General features: G+C 65.4%; 16 protein-coding genes and 1 pseudogene. 7 read left to right on the forward strand and 10 right to left on the reverse strand.

Annotated elements, in window-relative coordinates; translation table 11 throughout:
* The first annotated feature begins 82 nt into the window (after window positions 1–82).
* Genes RDCOP1_RS17080 through RDCOP1_RS17100 form a run of 5 tightly spaced genes read left to right on the forward strand, consistent with a single transcriptional unit; the run spans window position 83 to window position 5,196 of the window.
* Entirely contained in the window at window positions 83–898 is an 816-nt protein-coding gene (locus RDCOP1_RS17080; protein WP_072703003.1) for an enoyl-CoA hydratase-related protein, read from the forward strand.
* Complete coding sequence (locus tag RDCOP1_RS17085) at window positions 895–2,052, forward strand: acyl-CoA dehydrogenase family protein (protein ID WP_072703766.1); 1,158 nt, start codon at window positions 895–897, stop codon at window positions 2,050–2,052. The genes RDCOP1_RS17080 and RDCOP1_RS17085 overlap by 4 nt, the downstream gene beginning before the upstream one ends.
* The gene (locus RDCOP1_RS17090; RefSeq protein WP_072703007.1) at window positions 2,049–3,146 is read left to right on the forward strand and encodes an acyl-CoA dehydrogenase family protein; all 1,098 of its coding nucleotides are present in this window, start codon (window positions 2,049–2,051) and stop codon (window positions 3,144–3,146) included. Before RDCOP1_RS17085 ends, RDCOP1_RS17090 begins: the two co-directional genes overlap by 4 nt.
* Entirely contained in the window at window positions 3,143–4,432 is a 1,290-nt protein-coding gene (locus tag RDCOP1_RS17095; protein ID WP_072703010.1) for a CaiB/BaiF CoA transferase family protein, read from the forward strand. The genes RDCOP1_RS17090 and RDCOP1_RS17095 overlap by 4 nt, the downstream gene beginning before the upstream one ends.
* A gap of 56 nt (window positions 4,433–4,488) precedes the next feature.
* Window positions 4,489–5,196 (forward strand): GntR family transcriptional regulator, encoded by a 708-nt coding sequence (locus RDCOP1_RS17100; RefSeq protein ID WP_072703013.1) that lies wholly within the window; start codon window positions 4,489–4,491, stop codon window positions 5,194–5,196.
* Window positions 5,197–5,297: 101 nt separating this feature from the next.
* Here the strand turns inward: RDCOP1_RS17100 and RDCOP1_RS17105 are convergent, their stop codons facing one another.
* The 10 genes and pseudogenes from RDCOP1_RS17105 to RDCOP1_RS17150 all read right to left on the reverse strand — a co-directional run bounded on the left by RDCOP1_RS17105 (window position 5,298) and on the right by RDCOP1_RS17150 (window position 13,906).
* Window positions 5,298–6,623, reverse strand: a complete 1,326-nt coding sequence (locus RDCOP1_RS17105) for an NAD(P)/FAD-dependent oxidoreductase (RefSeq protein ID WP_231922892.1) — start codon at window positions 6,621–6,623, stop codon at window positions 5,298–5,300.
* The gene (locus RDCOP1_RS17110) at window positions 6,610–6,930 is read right to left on the reverse strand and encodes a 2Fe-2S iron-sulfur cluster-binding protein (protein ID WP_072703015.1); all 321 of its coding nucleotides are present in this window, start codon (window positions 6,928–6,930) and stop codon (window positions 6,610–6,612) included. Before RDCOP1_RS17110 ends, RDCOP1_RS17105 begins: the two co-directional genes overlap by 14 nt.
* A gap of 9 nt (window positions 6,931–6,939) precedes the next feature.
* Window positions 6,940–8,190, reverse strand: coding sequence for a cytochrome P450 (locus RDCOP1_RS17115; RefSeq protein ID WP_072703020.1), 1,251 nt, complete (start codon window positions 8,188–8,190; stop codon window positions 6,940–6,942).
* Window positions 8,191–8,232: 42 nt separating this feature from the next.
* Window positions 8,233–9,141 carry an SDR family NAD(P)-dependent oxidoreductase gene (locus RDCOP1_RS17120; RefSeq protein WP_072703023.1) on the reverse strand — a complete coding sequence of 303 codons (909 nt, stop codon included), beginning with the start codon at window positions 9,139–9,141 and terminating at the stop codon, window positions 8,233–8,235.
* Between the two features lie 36 nt (window positions 9,142–9,177).
* Window positions 9,178–10,125: an SMP-30/gluconolactonase/LRE family protein gene (locus RDCOP1_RS17125; protein ID WP_072703026.1), complete on the reverse strand. Its 948-nt coding sequence runs from the start codon at window positions 10,123–10,125 to the stop codon at window positions 9,178–9,180.
* Window positions 10,126–10,403: 278 nt separating this feature from the next.
* A complete protein-coding gene (locus RDCOP1_RS17130) occupies window positions 10,404–11,339 on the reverse strand; it encodes an alpha/beta hydrolase (protein WP_072703773.1) in 936 nt (311 codons plus the stop codon).
* 52 nt (window positions 11,340–11,391) lie between these two features.
* Complete coding sequence (locus RDCOP1_RS17135) at window positions 11,392–11,877, reverse strand: hypothetical protein (protein WP_072703029.1); 486 nt, start codon at window positions 11,875–11,877, stop codon at window positions 11,392–11,394.
* A gap of 81 nt (window positions 11,878–11,958) precedes the next feature.
* Window positions 11,959–12,132: pseudogene (locus RDCOP1_RS17140) on the reverse strand (nuclear transport factor 2 family protein); the annotation flags it as partial.
* Window positions 12,133–12,206: 74 nt separating this feature from the next.
* Window positions 12,207–13,250: a hypothetical protein gene (locus RDCOP1_RS17145; protein WP_084722672.1), complete on the reverse strand. Its 1,044-nt coding sequence runs from the start codon at window positions 13,248–13,250 to the stop codon at window positions 12,207–12,209.
* A gap of 209 nt (window positions 13,251–13,459) precedes the next feature.
* Window positions 13,460–13,906, reverse strand: a complete 447-nt coding sequence (locus RDCOP1_RS17150; protein ID WP_072703032.1) for a nitroreductase family deazaflavin-dependent oxidoreductase — start codon at window positions 13,904–13,906, stop codon at window positions 13,460–13,462.
* Between the two features lie 259 nt (window positions 13,907–14,165).
* Between RDCOP1_RS17150 and RDCOP1_RS17155 the strand changes: the two genes are divergently transcribed.
* A complete protein-coding gene (locus RDCOP1_RS17155; RefSeq protein WP_084722673.1) occupies window positions 14,166–14,681 on the forward strand; it encodes a nuclear transport factor 2 family protein in 516 nt (171 codons plus the stop codon).
* A gap of 97 nt (window positions 14,682–14,778) precedes the next feature.
* Window positions 14,779–16,257, forward strand: coding sequence for an FAD-dependent oxidoreductase (locus RDCOP1_RS17160; protein WP_072703035.1), 1,479 nt, complete (start codon window positions 14,779–14,781; stop codon window positions 16,255–16,257).
* Window positions 16,258–16,278 lie beyond the last annotated feature (21 nt).

Raw genomic sequence — 16,278 nt, forward strand, 5'->3', positions numbered from 1 at the left:
CGGGCCAGTGCACCGCAACTCCGCACTTTTTGTCAATCAATATTGGATCCAAAATAATTCACCAATCTGCTACGGTCAGCGCATGACCCAGTCTTCTCCCGATCCGGAGCTGGGCGAAGCCCCCACGGAATCCCCGATTCTCACCTCCGTTGCAGACGGCGTCGCCCGTATGACTCTGAACAATCCTCGTCGCAAGAACGCGATCACCTTGGCGATGGCGGCCGACATCGCCGCCTTCTGCGACCTCGTCGAATCCGACCTCACGATCGGCGCCGTCGTTGTCGATACCCGCGGCGGCTACTTCTGCAGCGGCGCCGATACTCGAGACCTCGCGTCGTCCTCCTCCGATCCCGCGTCCCCCGAAGCGGTCCGCCGCACGTCGGCCGTCTACGGCGCGTTCGTGCGTATCGGCTCCCTCCCGGTGCCGACCGTCGCGGTGGTGGCCGGTGGCGCCGTCGGCGCCGGACTGAACCTCGCGATGGCCGCCGATATCATGGTGGTCACACCGGACAGCGTGCTCGACAGCGGTTTTCTCGCCCGCGGCATCCATCCCGGAGGAGGGCACATTTCCCTGCTCGGACGCTCCCTCGGCTGGTCCGGTGCCATTGCCCTCGCCGCATGCGGACAATCGCTGACCGGGACGGAAGCCGTCGCACGCGGACTCGCCTATACGGCGGTCGCGGCCGAGGATATTCCCGAAACGGTCGACGCCCTGGTCCGAACGGCTGCCGCCGATCCCGAATTGACCCGCCGCGTCATGACCAGCGCTCGCCTCGAACTCGGTCCACCCGTCGTCAGCTGGTCGTCGGCACTCGAGATCGAGCGTGGCGTGCAGATGTGGTCGATGTCCAGAAAGGGCAACGCCGCGTGGTCGTCCCGAGGACCGGACCGAGCATGACCACCACCGCGACCGCGCATCTCGGCGACATCGAATCGCAGTTCGGAGGTCTGCGCACCGAGGTGCGCGAATTCCTCGCCGGCGAACTCGCTTCGGGCGGTTTCGTCCCCGACACCGACAGCTGGATGACCGGATTCGATGCGGGATTCAGCACCCGCGTCGCCGAGCGAGGCTGGCTCGGCATGACGATTCCCACCGAATACGGCGGACACGGCCGCAGCCCCCTCGAACGCTTCGTCGTCAACGAGGAGATGCTCGCACACGGTGCGCCGGTCGCCGCGCACTGGATCGCCGACCGTCAGATGGCCCCGGGCATCCTCGCAAACGGCTCGGACGAGCAGAAAGAGCGCTACCTTCCCGGAATCGCCTCGGGCAGCTCCTTCTTCGCCATCGGAATGAGCGAACCCGATGCCGGCTCGGATCTGGCAGCGGTCCGCGCCCGCGCCGTCGACCACGGTGATTCGTGGACGATCAACGGAACCAAGGTGTGGACCACCGGCGCGCACATCGCGCACGCGATGGTGGTACTCGCCCGCACCGACGGACAGCCCACCGACCGCCAGATCGGCCTTTCCCAATTCGTCGTCGACCTCCCCCACCCCGACATCGAGATCCGTCCGCTGCACAGTATCGACGGCCAAAGCCATTTCAACGAGGTGGTGTTCCACGACGCGCGAGTGCCCGCATCGGCGCTGCTCGGTATCCGCGGCAACGGCTGGAGCCAAGTAATGAGCGAACTCGCATTCGAACGCTCCGGTCCCGAACGCTACCTCAGCACGATGCCACTACTGCGCGCCTGGGCCACCCGCCTCGCCGAGACCGGCGCCACCGCCGGACAACGGCACACCCTGGGCTCCCTGACGGCACGCGCATGGGCACTACGCCGAATGTCGCTGCAGGTCGCGGCCGAACTGTCGGCGGGTTGTAAACCGGATGTGCTCGCGGCGATGGTCAAAGACCTGGGCTCGACCTTCGAAGGAGATCTGGTCGAGGCCGTGCGAGCATCGAGCCACATCGTGGTCCGTCGCGACGGAGTGGACCCCCTCGCCCGCATGCTGGCCCAAAGCATCCTGCACACACCGGTATTCACGCTCCGGGGTGGCACCAACGAGATTCTGCGCGGGATCGTCGCCCGCGGACTGGGGGTTCGATGAGCGAGTTCACCGCCGAGTTGATCTCGGCGACCACGTCGATGATCGACCGCATCGGTGTCGATCTGCAGACCCCGGCACCTGGTATGGCCGAGACGATCTGGACGCAGTTCGGCGATGCCGGCTTCGCCACCCTCGGAGTTCCCGAGACCGCGGGTGGGAGCGGAGCGACACTCGCAGACGCACTCGCGGTCGTCTCGGTGGCAGCGCAACGCGGGGCCCTGACCCCCCTCGTCGAGCACGGAATCCTGGCGACCTGGCTCTCCGCCACCGCCGGTCACACCCTGACGTCGGCGACCGCAACCGCCGCCGCCGGTCCCGCATGCACGGTCCGTCTGCTCGACAACGCCGTTGTGCTCGACGGCACGGTCACCGACGTCGCCTATGCCCCAGACGCGGACACCGTGGTCCTGATCCTCCCACCGGAACCCGGCGCCGAAGGCTCGTCCGTCGCCGCCGTGCCGCTCACCGAACCCGGCGTCACCGTCTCGTCCCACACCGACCTGACCGGCGCCTCTACCGGCGACATCACCTTCGAGGGCGTACCCGTCACCTTCTTCGGGAGTTCGCCGATCTCGCTCGACGAATTCACCCGCCGCGGCGCTCTCGCCTACGCGGCCGCCACAGCCGCGACGGCCACCGCAGTTCACCACTACACACTGCGTTACGCCTCCGAGCGCACCCAGTTCGGTCGCCCCCTCGCGAAGTTCCAGGCGGTCCAGCAACAACTCGCGCAGGTCGCCGCCCTGACCACAATGATGGAAATCGCGGTGGATGTGGCGATCACCGCACACGAAAGACCCGGCGACACACGAGTGGCGACGGCGGCCGCGAAGTTGGTGACGGCAGCGTCGGCCCACCCGGTCGCCGCCACGGGTCACCACATTCACGGTGCCATCGGAACCACATCCGAACACCCACTGGGCCGATTCACCACATCGCTGTGGAGCTGGCGCGATCGCTACGGATCCGAACGGTTCTGGGCCGAGGACCTGGCGAGCCTGATCCTCGACGACGGCGTGGACGTCTGGGACGTCATCGTCGGAACACGACTCCCACGAACCAGCACACCGACCACGAACAGGAACCCGGCGTGAACGTATCCGCACCGTCCGGCGATACCGCGCAACCGTCCGGCTCCGAAGAACGCGTGATCGACGGCCGCGCGGCATGGCGTACAGCGGACCGGGACACCGGGAAGGGCGTGCTCGCCGGGCTGCGTGTACTCGACCTCAGCAGGGTCCTGGCCGGCCCGTACACGGCTCAGACGCTCGCAGACCACGGCGCCGAGGTCATCAAGGTCGAAGCGCCGACCGGAGACGAAACCCGGGGTTGGGGACCACCTTTCGACGAGGGTGGACAGAGCAGCGCATACTACGCCGGCCTCAACCACAGCAAAGAGAACATCTGCCTCGACCTGCGAACCGACACCGGTCGCGACGTACTGCGACACCTGCTCGACGGCGCCGACGTGGTGATCGAGAATTTCAAGGCCGGAACCATGGCCCGCTGGGGGTTCGACTACGAGACCGTTCTGGCCGAGGCCGACCCGCGACTGGTGTACTGCCGGATCACCGGGTTCGGCGTCGACGGACCGATGGGCGGCCTCCCCGGCTACGACGCGGTACTGCAGTCCTTCGGCGGACTCATGAGTGTCAACGGCTATCCGGACGGCACCCCTTTGCGCGTCGGCGTCCCGATCGTCGACATCGTCACATCACATATGGCGGTCAGTGGCATCCTGCTCGCATTGACCGAACGTGACCGCAGCGGCCGCGGACAACTCGTCGACATTGCTCTGCTCGACGCGGTGATCTCCCTCCTGCACCCCCACGCCTCCAACTGGATCTCCAGCGGGAAGGTGCCACAGCGCACAGGCGATTTCCATCCCACCGTCGTGCCGTACCAGGTGTTCGCCGCCCGCGACGGCGACTTCTTCGTCAGCGCGGCCAACGACCGGCAGTTCCGCTCCCTGGTCACCGCGCTCGGTGCCCCGGAACTCGCAACCGATCCGCGTTTCGTCTCCAACGGAGTGCGCTCGCAACACCGCGACGAACTCGCTGCCCTGCTCGGCGACCGGATCGCCCAGTGGAACCGTGACGACCTCGCCGCCGAACTCGAACGCGCCGGCGTCGCCGCGAGCCCCGTCCACACCGTCGACCAGGCACTCACCGCACCGCAGACCGTTCACCGCGGCCTGTTCCTCGACACCGTCGACTATCGTGGCCTGGGCGTACCGATCAAGCTGGGTAGGACTTCGACACGCACCCCCCGCAGAGCGGTGCCGCGCGGATCCGACACCGAGGCGGTCCTCGATGCGATGGGGTACTGCGCGGACGACATCGGCGCCTTGAGGACCGGCGGCGCGTTCGGCGGCGCATAACCGAGCGCAGCCTTGTGCGTCAGCCGCCCGAGACAACGGCACGAGGAGGGATCACGGTGGGTCGACGAGCGACACCGGCCGGCGAGGTCGTCACAGACGCGGGTGGCTCCGCGTCCGTTCGGGGCGCCGACTGGGTGGCCACCGAGATCGAACGTATGATCTCCACCGGAGATCTACTCCCCGGTCAGCCGGTCCGGCAGGAACTGATGGCCGAGCGGCTCGGTGTCAGCAGGCTCCCGATCCGGGAGGGACTGCGGCAGCTCGCCTCGCAGGGACTCGTCGAACACCGACGCAACATCGGCTACGCAGTGGTCAGGCTCGAACAGTCGGAGTTCGACCAGATCTATTTGATGCGCGGCGTGCTCGAACGCGAGGTGCTCGCCACCTTGCCCGCCTTAGACGACGACGCCCTCACCGAGATTCGCGCGCTCGGTGACCGCGTCGCCGAGGCGGCGGTGCGCGGGGATGTTCTCGAGATGCGTCTGGCGAATCAAGACTTCCACTTCGCCATCTTCGACCGCTCCAGCCTGCGACTGGTCGTGACGGAGATCCGCCGTCTGTGGCGGCTGGCTACGCCGTACCACGCCGCCTACCTCTTCGATGCCGAAGTGCGCCGACGGGTCGTAGCAGAGCACGATGCCATGATCGACGCGCTCACCGACCAGGACAACGAGCGCCTCGTCGCACTGATGAACGAGCATCGTCGCGGCGGTGAGGCCGGTACGAACATGTTGCTGCGCAACACGACTCGCCCGAACTCGTGACGCACCCTCCAGCGCATTCACTCGCCGAGGTGAACGGTTGACCTGCGGTAGCCGGACACGAACCAGCCGACACGGCTGCGAGCCGCGCCGGCTCCGGTGCCTCATTCCGCACACACCGCCGTGAGGAGCTTCTTCAACGGTACTGTGTTGTCCACCAAGATATCTCGAGGCAGCAAGCGGCCACGCGCGAGCGCCGACCGGACCGCCACGAAGTCGGCGGGTGCATTGACACATTCCGCTGCGACCAGGACATCGTCCTCGAAGTACAGCGCGACACGGCGATGCGGCTTATCCGGATCGGTCCGGACGACCACATCGGTGTTTCCACCGATCAACCCGACGATCTGCAGTTTCCACGCGCCCTGATCCGACCAGAACCACGGCACGGGTCGCCCCCGCACATCGCGGCCGAGCAGCGTGGCTGCCACCGCATTCGCCTGCTCGGTCGCGTTGTCGACGGATTCGAGGCGCACCCGGACGCCGTCACACCCCTCCTGCACGGCGCAGTCCCCGAGTGCGAGGATTCGCGGGTCGGAGCTCCGGCAGCGGTCGTCCACCACGACGCCGCGCTCGCAGTCGAGGCCGAGGTGCTCGGCCAGTTCCGTTCGAGGGTCCGCCCCGACACCCACGAGCACTGTCGTCCCGGCGATCTCGCGGCCGTCGGCGAGCCGAACCGCACGGATCCGGTCACCGTCGACGACGATCTCCGTGGGAGTCGTATCCAGCAGCACGTCCACACCCATCTTCCGGTGTGCCGCAAGTAGGAACTCGGCCGTCCCCGCCCCGACAGCTCGGCCCATCAACTGGCTGCCCGCCTCTACGACGGTGACCTCGATGCCGAGACCACGGAGGGTTGCGGCCACCTCGAGGCCGACGAATCCCCCGCCGATCACCACGACCGGTCCGGAACCGACACGCTCCGCCACGCGGTGGGCATGGTCGAGTGTGCGCAGCACCAGCACGTCTCGGTGATCGCCACCGGGGATCTCCAGACGGCGTGCCCGGGCCCCGGTGGCGAGAACCAACCGATCGAACGTGCGCGTCCGGTCCGATCCGTCGGAGTGACGCATCTGCACAACCACGCCGTCGTTCTCACGATCGATCCGGCGAACCGTCGTACCGAGAATCAGCTCGATCCCGTTCCCGCGGTAATGGTCCGCGGTGCGCAGCACCAGCGAGTCGGGTGTCACCTCGCCTTTCAACCAGGCTTTCGACAGCGGCGGCCGCTGGTAGGGCAGGTGCGCCTCGTCACTGATCAGGGTCAGCGCCCCGGTGTAGCCGCCGAACCTGAGCTGATCGGCCAGGTGAACCGCCCCGTGCGAGGCGCCGACGACCACCACACTGTGTGGTGGCCCCTCGGCACCCTGCTCGGAGCGCGCGACAACACCGCTACCCCGCACCGATTCGTGCATGTCATGCCTGCTCATCTGGAACCGTCACATGCAGGTCGATACCCTCGCAGAGGACCAGTTGGCACGACAGCCGTGACGTGTGTTCGCGCTCGCTCGCGGTGCAGTCGAGCATGTCGTCCTCGTCCTCGGTGGGCGGATCGAAGTGCCGCTGATCGCTCTCCGCCAGGTAGACATGGCAGGTCGCGCACGACAACGACCCTCCACACTGTCCGACGATCCCCGGTACACCGTTGCGCACCGCCGTAGACATGACGGAATCACCTGCAGTACCGTCGATTACCCGTTCGCTCCCGTCGGGCTGGGTATAGAAGACCTTCGGCATATCGACTCGCTACCAGCTCACAGGAAGGTCGACTGTGGGGGTCGTGAGGTTGTCGTAGTCGACGACGGGTTCCCCGACCAGTTTCAGGGTCGGCAGCCGTTTGAACAGTTCGGCGATCGCAACCTGCATCTCCATCCGCGCCAGCGGAGCACCGAGGCAGTGATGCAGACCGTAGCTCAGTGTCAGGTGCGGGTTCTCCTTGCGACGCACATCGAACTTCTCTCCGTCGGCGATCGCGATGCCGTCGTGGTTGGTCGACCCTGGATCCACCAGTACTGCCTCACCCTTCGCAATGAGGTGACCGTCGATCGAGACATCCTCGGTGGCCACGAACGGAACCAGACCTCCACCGCCGGCAACTGTGTCGTCGATGGCCATGCGGCCGTGACGCAGCACCTCCTCCACAGCGGTAGGGGCGACACCGTCGACGTCCTCGAGGAAAACCTTCAGCTGATCGGAGTGACGCAGCAACGACAGCACGCCGGCACAGATGAAATTCGCGGTGTTGTCGAAGCCGGCGACGATCAGGATCATCGCGATAGGCAGGATCTCACCGTCGGTGAGGGAATCGTCCTTGTCCGGAGCGTTGGCGAGGTCACTGAGGAGATCCTCGCGAGGATTCTTGCGACGTTCTGCGATGAGATCGTTCAGGTACACGAACAGTTCGGTCATGTTCTGCACGACCTCGTCTTCGGGCATGTTCGCCACCGCGAGCGTGGCCGCGCTCCACTTCTGGAACTTCGGGCGGTCCTCGGGCGGCACACCCAGCAGGTTCGACAGCATCTGGATGGGCAACGCGACGGCGTAGTCGCTCACCAGGTTCGTGGGCGCACCCTTCGCCACCATCTCGTCGATCAGATGATTCGCGAATTCGACTGCCGACTCCCGCATAGCGCGCACGCGCTTCGGGGAGATGGATTTCTGCACGAGCTTACGGAGCTTGGTGTGATGCGGCGGATCCTCGAACTGGATGGTCGACTTCAGGAAGTCCGGAAACTCCACGAAGTAGGGCACGGCCCGCTCACCGGTACGGAAGGGCCCCCGGACGAAGCGGGGATCACTGAGCATTTCGCGCGCCGCAGCGTTCCGGTGGATGACCCACACGTCACCTCCGATCGGCATGGTCATCTTGGTCATGGGCCGCTCGGCCGCGATGGCCGCATACCGCCGGGCCGCCTCGTTCGGCTCGACCGGGGCAAACGGGTAGGTAGTGTCCACCGTCTCGTTGGTGGAGTTCGTGGATGTTTCCGTTGAGCTCACTGTAATTCTCCTGGGGCTGAGGCGGTTTCGTGAGGATCTCGCTCAGGGCGAGACGGGAACCTCGGCCGGCGCGATGACCTGCGGGGTCGCATCGGGACCGATCGCCATGATTTCGCCGAACCGTGCCGCGACGGTTTCCACGGTGAGCGCCGGATCGTGGATTCCGGCCGTGTTGACGAGGGCGAGCCGATTGACGATGCCGCCGGCGACGTTGAACACTTCGCCGGTGACGGTGCAGCTCGGATGGACGAGATACGCCGCGACCGGCGCGACGTGCTCGGGAAGCAGCTGAGTGCGCATGTACTCCATCACTTCCGGGGAGAGCGTGTCCGCCGCGGCCTCGGCCATGCGGGTGCCCGCACCGGGCGCGATGGCGTTGACCGTCACCCCTCCTGCCATTCCTTCGACAGCAAGGTTGCGGGTCAGACCGAACAGGGCACCTTTCGATCCACCGTAGTGCGACATGTCCGGATTGCCCAGCATCGCTTGGGAAATTGTGTTCACCACGCGACCGGCCGGCGACTTCAGCAGGTGCGGCCACGCTGCGCGGCACACTCGCAACGCGCCGAAGTAGTGCACGTCGAGGTGGCGCTGGTATTCCTCGTAGGGCACCTGATCGAACGGTGCGGTGCGGACGATGCCCGCATTGTTGATCACTGCGTCGAGCTGTCCGAACGCGGAGATCGCGGCCTCGACGAGAGCAACGGCGCCCTCCTCGGTGGTGACGTCGGCCGAACAGGCGACTGCACGCCCGCCCGCCGCGGTGATCGCGTCGGCGACCTCGCTGGCGGGGTCGTCACCGTCGATTCCGGAACCGTCGATGGTGGATCCGAGATCGCCGACCACCACCGCGGCACCGCGGGACGCGAGCAGCTCGGCGTGTGCTCGCCCGATACCGCGGCCCGCTCCGGTGATGACGACCACGCGGTCGGAGAAATCCAGTGCTGTCATGGGAGATGTCCTCGAATGTGAAGTGACGATGCGAATTCAGGGCCGGGTCGCGCCACCGCGATGGGAGACATCGGCAACCCAGAGGCTGCCCAGCGCCTCTCGGGCGGATTTCTCGAAGTCGAAGACCTCGACACCGACGGTCAGGTAGAGGTTCGAGCGGTCGGGGCCGCCGAGCAGGCACGCGGATGCGACGCCGTTTTCCAGCGCGAGCGGGATCGCGTCCGTCATGCCGTCCTCGGTGAACCGGGCCACATAGCCGCTTCCGGGCATCGCCGCCCACACGCCCCCGTCCTCGTCGAGGCCGATGCCGTCGGGAAGGAACGGGCAGGCGGCGAACGGGCGGGGGTTGGACAGCGATCCGTCTGCGGCACGATCGATGACTGTGAGCTTCTGCGCCATCACCTCGGCGGTGTAGACCTTCGTTCCGTCTGCACTGATCGTGATGCCGTTGGCGCACAACAAGGGTCCGACCTCGTCGGCTGTCGATGCTGTGCCGTCGGGCTCCACGACGATGATCGGAGACGGGACCGGTTCGTCGCCGGCGAAGAGGTCGAATCCGAGCTGCGTCACATATGCGCGACCATCGGCATCGACCACCATGTCGTTGATCGCCGCCTTCGCGAAGGACGAGACGTCGGCGAGGACCTCGAGGTCCTCGGGACCGTTGCCGCCGTGAACGAGGACGAGTTTCTCGTGCATCGAGGTGACGATGAGCCGACCGTCAGGAAGCCACCCGAAACCGCCGAGGGTGACCGGAACATCGGTATGTGCGCGGCGAGCCGTAGCGTCGACCACGACCGTCGCATTGCCGTCGGCATCGAGGGTTTTCAGTGTCGCGGTGTACATGTCGGTGAACCAGAAGGTGCCGTCGTGCCAGCGGGGGCACTCCGGCCACGAGAAGCCGCTCGCGATCTTTCGGGGTTCGATGATGCGCGCGCCGGCTTCTGCGACTGCGGCGGCGGTGTCGGCAACTACATCGGTCATGTGGAACCTTCCAGTGAGGGCGACCGGACACAGGTCACGGTGGGGTTCGCCGGCGTGACGAGTACGGTTTCGGGCGTGAACTGCGTCACAACAGATTTCGTAACGGACGATAGAGTTCCGAAAAACGCGGCGGATGGGGGCCTCCCGCTGAGCGGACAGTTTCCTTACCCGAGCAGCTCGAGCCACGAGTCGGCAGCGCTCAGGCCACGGAGCCTTGGCCGCTGCAGGATCGTCCGGCCGATGACGAGCGTCTCGTCCCGGCCACGCGCTTGGGTGCGCTACTCGGTCATCCACACCGCAGGGGAGAGCACGCGGGTCAGAAAGTCCACGATCCGCTCGAAAAGATCCCCGGCCGGGGCCAGCGCCGCAGTCATGGTGGCGAAGCCGTGCATCATGCCCTCGTAGCGTCGCAGTTCCACCGGGACACCGGCGGCCCGCAGTCGGTACGCGTACTCCTCGGTGCCGTCCCGAGTCGGATCGATTTCGGCGGTGGCGACGAAGGCGCGCGGAAGGCCGCTCAGGTCGGCAGCCGCGCCGGGATCGACATACGGCGAGTCGCGCGCGGCCCGGTCCGGTACGTACATATCCCAGAACCAGTGACAGTCGTCAGGCGACAACAACACCGTCTCGTGTTCCGGGTTGGTAATCCGCATCGTCCCGGTTCCGTAGAGGCAAACCTGCGCCGTCGGAAGCGGCAATCCCCGATCCCTCAGCTGTTGACTGAGGGTGAATACCAAAGTTCCTCCGGCACTTTCACCAGCCAGAGCGACACGGTCGACGTCTGCGGTCCCCAGGTCGCCGGGCCAGGATTTGATCCACTCCCACACTGATCGACAATCGTCGAGTGCAGCAGGGTACGGGTTCTCTGGCGCCAGCCGGTAATCGACCGACACGAGAACCACCCCTGCCGCGATACTGAGTTTGCGCAGATACTCTTCATTCTGGTCCAGGCCGCCGACTGCGAAGCCGCCGCTGTGCATCCACTGCACCACCGGAAGCCCCACGTCACCGGAGGGCCGGTAGATCCGTACCGGAACTCCACCGGCGGGAGATGGCACGACGACATCTTCTCGGTGGTGGATGGGCGTGGTCGCCGGAATTGCGCCTGCCGCCAGTAAGGCGCGCAACTCGCCGACCGGTGTCTGATGCATGGGTTTCGCCATCCGGGCGGCCGACGCATCGACAACTCGCTGTGCATCCGGTGACAACGGCACACGCACTCCCTTCGTACGACGAACAGTCTGTTCCGTTCCGAGCGCGAATCGGTCAGTGCTCAGCCGCGGCTGCACGGACGGGGTGATCGGCATAGCGCACCGAGTCCTGCGTATCCAGTACGACGTCGACGCGACTGAAAGCCAGACCGGCCGCCGTCGCTCGCACCGCGCCGCGCACCACACCACTCGAAACGTTGTGGGGTCTGCCGTCGACAATCTTGGTGACGAAAATATAGGACGTGAAGGAGAGCTCTCCATCCTCGCTACCGGTCGGGAAGACGTTGGTCCCATTGTGCCGCAGCGGGTACGGACTGTTGCTCCGGTGGTTTTCCTTCCACGACATGACGTCGTCCACGCCGTGCAGATCGGCGCGAATGAAGTCCTCGTAATCGGTGGCCCCGGTGTCGCTCGCACAGCTGAAGGAGATGTCGTCGGTCATCAGCGCCCGCAATGCCGCAGGGTTCCATTCGTCGTAGTGGAACCACCATGCCGCAAGGAGAGCAGCGAGATCGCCGGGCGTGGGGGCCGAGTCGTTCATGGAGCCTCGCTTGTCTGCGGTTGTGGACGGCCGGAATCCGGGCAAGTGGGCGGGGCACACCCGCACCCGGCTGTCAGAGAATCAGGATCGGTAATCGAAGAAGGCCGGCGTGTGGTCGACGCGCAGACGGGTGAGGTTCCGGTACGCAATCAGCCACACGCCGTCGACCTTCCGGTACTCCTCGTGGTAGTGACCGTACCCGTGCAGGTGCTCTTCGACCGGGCCGTTGGTCCACCACAACATGTCCTCCATGGCCCGATCCAGCTGCTGCCGGCGACCAGCCCGTCGATGCAGGGCGGCATTTCGACGTCTTCGATGGCTACCGCGACTCAACGCACGTCGAGCGGCGCCTCAACCGGGTACTGGCTCGGGGCCATCTTGTAGAACTCGGTCAACTGCGCAACGAAGGCGGTGTCGTTCATCGGGTCACCCGGCTCCACCACTTCAGTACCCTGAGACCACATGTCGTCGATCAACATCTCGAAGACTTTATCCGGGGTGAGGTCGTCGGTGTGGTCCTGGAAGCGCCGAACCTCGTCGAGATCATCGAACAACAATGCGGTGTAGTGGACGAGCATGCGGGTGTCCTCGTCACCGAATCTTCTGATCTCTTTGTCTCCATTACGGATCGACCAGTGCCCCCCGGGCATGGAGTGCAACTCGGAGGTGATCTCCAGCCCTGGGTAGTCCCGCTGGTCCCTGGAACCGTTGGACTCACGGCGGTGATACATCCGGGAGTTGTCGGTGAGGAACGCGGTATTCCAGAACGGTGAGGCAAACCGAGCGGGAGCACGGTCAGGGCCGTCGGGCCAGTAGGTGAAGCCACCGTCGATGTCGGATTTGTTGAAATAGGTGAGGATCTGCGCCGACTTGACCTCCCATTCGTCGAACAGCCCACACTTCGACATGATCGCCAGGAGCCAGATCGGTGTGTTGAACAAGCCCATTCCGCGAAACACGGCGGTGTCGAAGTGTCCTGCATCGAAGCTGTGCGAGGGGCCGCACAGATTGAACAGAAGATCATGTGCCATACCGTACTTCGCGCCGTGAAGCCCCCGGGCGGTGTCGAGTAGCTTGCGACCGAAATAGATGTCGTGCAGTTCCGGATGGAAGACGACACCCTCGTTGGCAAGGAACCCGCGGAATACCGGCGCGACGAAGTCGGAAAGCTGCGCGTCGGGCTTGCGGTCTTTGCCGCCCGATATCGCAAGATACTCCTCGGTCGACGAAAAGTGCTGCGCGAGAATCAAACGCCACGGACCGTTCTCGCGGACGACCGCGAAGAGCGTCGAAATCTCCTCGGGAGTGTAGAAGTCTTCGATCAGGGACGGCGGCGCAACAGGGACCATCGGATGGCGCTCGCGGGTCGTCACGGGAGCTCCTCTCTACGTTGGATGTCACAGCAATGACGGTGATCCGCGCACGGTATGTCCGGAACAGCGGCCGATCCAGGTCGGGTTCCACCAGTCGGGAGATTGCCCGGGAACCACAATCACGGTCGGCCGGCGTGATCGTGGTGCCCTGGTTCGGAACTACACCCTCCCGCTCACAACGCAGTTCGAGATCGCTCCGGGCTCATTGCCTAGCCAGGAAGGTCGGACCGTTCGAGTACGAAGACCGGGATTGTGCGAGCGGTCTTCTCCTGATATTCGTCGTACGGCGGGTACGCGGCGACAGCACGCTTCCACCAGAGGGCGCGTTCCTCTCCTGTGACCTCGCGGGCAAGGTAGTCGCCGACCGACTCCTTGTCTCGCAGCTCGACATGCGAGTTCGCCTTCAGATTGAAATACCACACGGGATGTTTCGGCAGGCCGCCCTGAGAGGCAACCACGGCGTACACGCCATCGTGCTCGACTCGCATGAGCGGTGTCTTCCGGAGCTTTCCCGATTTCCTGCCCACCGAGGTCAGGATCACCACAGGCATACCCTGTAATTCGTACGCCTCGGCCCCACTGCCTGCTTCGTACGCAGCCACTTGTCCACTGACCCAGTCGCTCGGACTCGGTTCGTACTCGCCGCTCAGCGGCATGGCTTCCTCCTCGTTGCGCGCCGGACGATCACTCGCCGCCGACGGACCTCAGCGGGCTAAATGGTTTGCCCCCCGCATTTCCCGTTCAGGATAGAGATGCCCGCATGGACGCAAAGCCTCGATCTCCCGCTCAGCGGAAGGGTTCCGAGCGGGCGGTGGCGGAGCAGCACGGCGGGGAGAATCGCACCGGCCGCACGGTCTCGGAGGATATGTCCCTCCCAGTGGGAGATGCGCCATCCAAACAGGTGTGACGGCCGTTATGTTCGCCACCGATCACGTCGGTCGCGTGGCCGGCACCTCGGAGCAGAAGGAGCCGGCTGTGCTCACCGACAGCAAGGACGAGCGGGACATCTACCGCGCTATCGTGCGCATCGCTCGCGCGATGGACCAACGCGACTGGGCAGTTATCGAGAACATCGCCGTGCCCGAAGCCACCGGCGACTTCGGTACCGGGCCCCTGAGATCGGCAACCGAAATCATCGCCCTCCTACGCAATTTCCTCGACGACTGCGGCCCGACTCAACACATGATCGGCAACGTCCTGATCGAGATCGACGAGAACACCGCAACCAGTCGGGCATACGTCGCCGACATGCACCTCGGGGCAGGTGACCTCGCGGGACAGTTCTTTCGAACGCTGGGCGACTATCACGATTCGTGGATCCGCACATCCGAGGGATGGCGCCTGACCAATCGCACCAAGAAACACAACGGGGTGCTCGGCAATATCGCAGTGCTCGCTCACGCGTCGTCGCCTGACGCCACCCGGGCGTAGCAGGAGGCACTACGGCCGATTCGGTTCGCGGTTGCGACCGGATCGAGACGAGCGCACTCGAATTCCTGTTTCACAGCGCAATTCAGGAGGAGACGTCATGACCGATTCAACCCTCACTCCAGTGTCGGACACTGCGATCACAACCTGGGGATACGAAGCAGACGTGGTTGTCGTCGGCTACGGCATCGCCGGCGTCGCCGCTGCTGTCGAGGCTGCTCACGCCGGGTCCGAAGTACTTGTTCTCGAGCGTCTCGGCGGGTGGGGTGGCGCAGCCGCAATGTCCGGCGGCTTCATCTACCTCGGGGGCGGGACGCCCCTGCAGAAGGCATGCGGATTCGACGACAGCGTCGAGAACATGAAGACCTTCATGAAGGCAGCATTGGGTCCCGGCACCGACGAGGAGAAGATCGACGCCTACTGCGAAGGCAGTGTCGACCACTTCCGGTGGCTGACCGACCACGGCGTCGTATTCGACGAGTCGTTCTGGGGTGAACCGGGTTGGGAGCCACCCCACAGCGAAGGTCTGATGTACTCGGGGGGCGAGAATGCACATCCGTTCGACACGCTGACACAGCCTGCCCCCCGCGGTCACCTTCCGAAGAAGGCCGATCCGGGCAGCGCCGAGCAGGCGGGCGGCTTCATGCTGATGAAACCGCTCGTCGAAGCCGCCGAAAAGCTCGGTGTCCGAGCCGAGTACGACATGCGGGCACAGCGACTTGTGGTCGACTCCGCCGGCCGCGTCGTCGGTGTCGTCGCGAAGCAGTACGGCTCCGACGTGGCGGTCCGCGCCCGGCAGGGTGTCGTACTGGCGACCGGCAGTTTCGCATACAACGACGATATGGTGCGCGAGCACAGCCCGCGCATTCTCGGACGTCCCACAGCGTCGATCGAGACCCATGACGGCCGCTCCATCCTGATGAGTCAGGCTCTCGGAGCGGCGACTGCACATATGGACGCCACGGAAGTAGCCATCTTCAGTGATCCCCAGCTGATGGCACGCGGCATCCTGGTCAACGGGCGCGGGCAGCGGTACATCAACGAGGACACCTACGCCAGCCGTATCGGGCAAGCCACACTGTTGCACCAGGAAAACCAGGCGTTTCTCGTCCTCGACGAGCAGGCCTACGAGGAAGCCCTGCGCACCATCTCGACCAGCGCCCCGCTTCGAACGGCACCGACGTGGGTATGCGAGACCGTCGAGGAGCTCGAGGCGGAGATGGGTCTTCCTGCGGGAGCACTGGAGACCACTGTGGGACTCTTCAACCGGCACGCCGCCGATGGCGTGGACCCGTTGCTGGGCAAAAACTCTCGTTGGGTGCGACCGATCGGGACACCGATCGCCGCCTACGATCTGCGTGGCCGTACCGGAGGTTTCACGCTGGGCGGCTTGAAAACCGACATCGACTCGGCCGTTCTCCACGTCTCCGGGGAGCCGATCCGCGGCCTCTTCGCTGCCGGCCGCTGCACCTCGGGAATCTGCGCCGGGGGCTACGCGAGCGGCGCGAGCCTGGGTGACGGCAGCTTCTTCGGCCGACGGGCCGGAACCAGCGCGGCAGCACAGACCCGCCTCCCCTGACCGATCCCGACACCCCCAATC

This window comes from Rhodococcus coprophilus NBRC 100603, from assembly GCF_001895045.1.
In the GTDB taxonomy this organism is placed as follows: Bacteria; Actinomycetota; Actinomycetes; order Mycobacteriales; family Mycobacteriaceae; genus Rhodococcus; species Rhodococcus coprophilus.

What these genes read in the sequence shown, in the direction of transcription:
- RDCOP1_RS17080 (WP_072703003.1), top strand. Translation starts at nt 83, where the DNA reads ATGACCCAGTCTTCTCCCGATCCGGAGCTGGGCGAAGCCCCCACGGAA.
- RDCOP1_RS17085 (WP_072703766.1), top strand. Translation starts at nt 895, where the DNA reads ATGACCACCACCGCGACCGCGCATCTCGGCGACATCGAATCGCAGTTC.
- RDCOP1_RS17090 (WP_072703007.1), top strand. Translation starts at nt 2,049, where the DNA reads ATGAGCGAGTTCACCGCCGAGTTGATCTCGGCGACCACGTCGATGATC.
- RDCOP1_RS17105 (WP_231922892.1), bottom strand. Translation starts at nt 6,623, where the DNA reads ATGAGCAGGCATGACATGCACGAATCGGTGCGGGGTAGCGGTGTTGTC.
- RDCOP1_RS17110 (WP_072703015.1), bottom strand. Translation starts at nt 6,930, where the DNA reads ATGCCGAAGGTCTTCTATACCCAGCCCGACGGGAGCGAACGGGTAATC.
- RDCOP1_RS17120 (WP_072703023.1), bottom strand. Translation starts at nt 9,141, where the DNA reads ATGACAGCACTGGATTTCTCCGACCGCGTGGTCGTCATCACCGGAGCG.
- RDCOP1_RS17125 (WP_072703026.1), bottom strand. Translation starts at nt 10,125, where the DNA reads ATGACCGATGTAGTTGCCGACACCGCCGCCGCAGTCGCAGAAGCCGGC.
- RDCOP1_RS17135 (WP_072703029.1), bottom strand. Translation starts at nt 11,877, where the DNA reads ATGAACGACTCGGCCCCCACGCCCGGCGATCTCGCTGCTCTCCTTGCG.
- RDCOP1_RS17150 (WP_072703032.1), bottom strand. Translation starts at nt 13,906, where the DNA reads ATGCCGCTGAGCGGCGAGTACGAACCGAGTCCGAGCGACTGGGTCAGT.
- RDCOP1_RS17155 (WP_084722673.1), top strand. Translation starts at nt 14,166, where the DNA reads ATGTTCGCCACCGATCACGTCGGTCGCGTGGCCGGCACCTCGGAGCAG.
- RDCOP1_RS17160 (WP_072703035.1), top strand. Translation starts at nt 14,779, where the DNA reads ATGACCGATTCAACCCTCACTCCAGTGTCGGACACTGCGATCACAACC.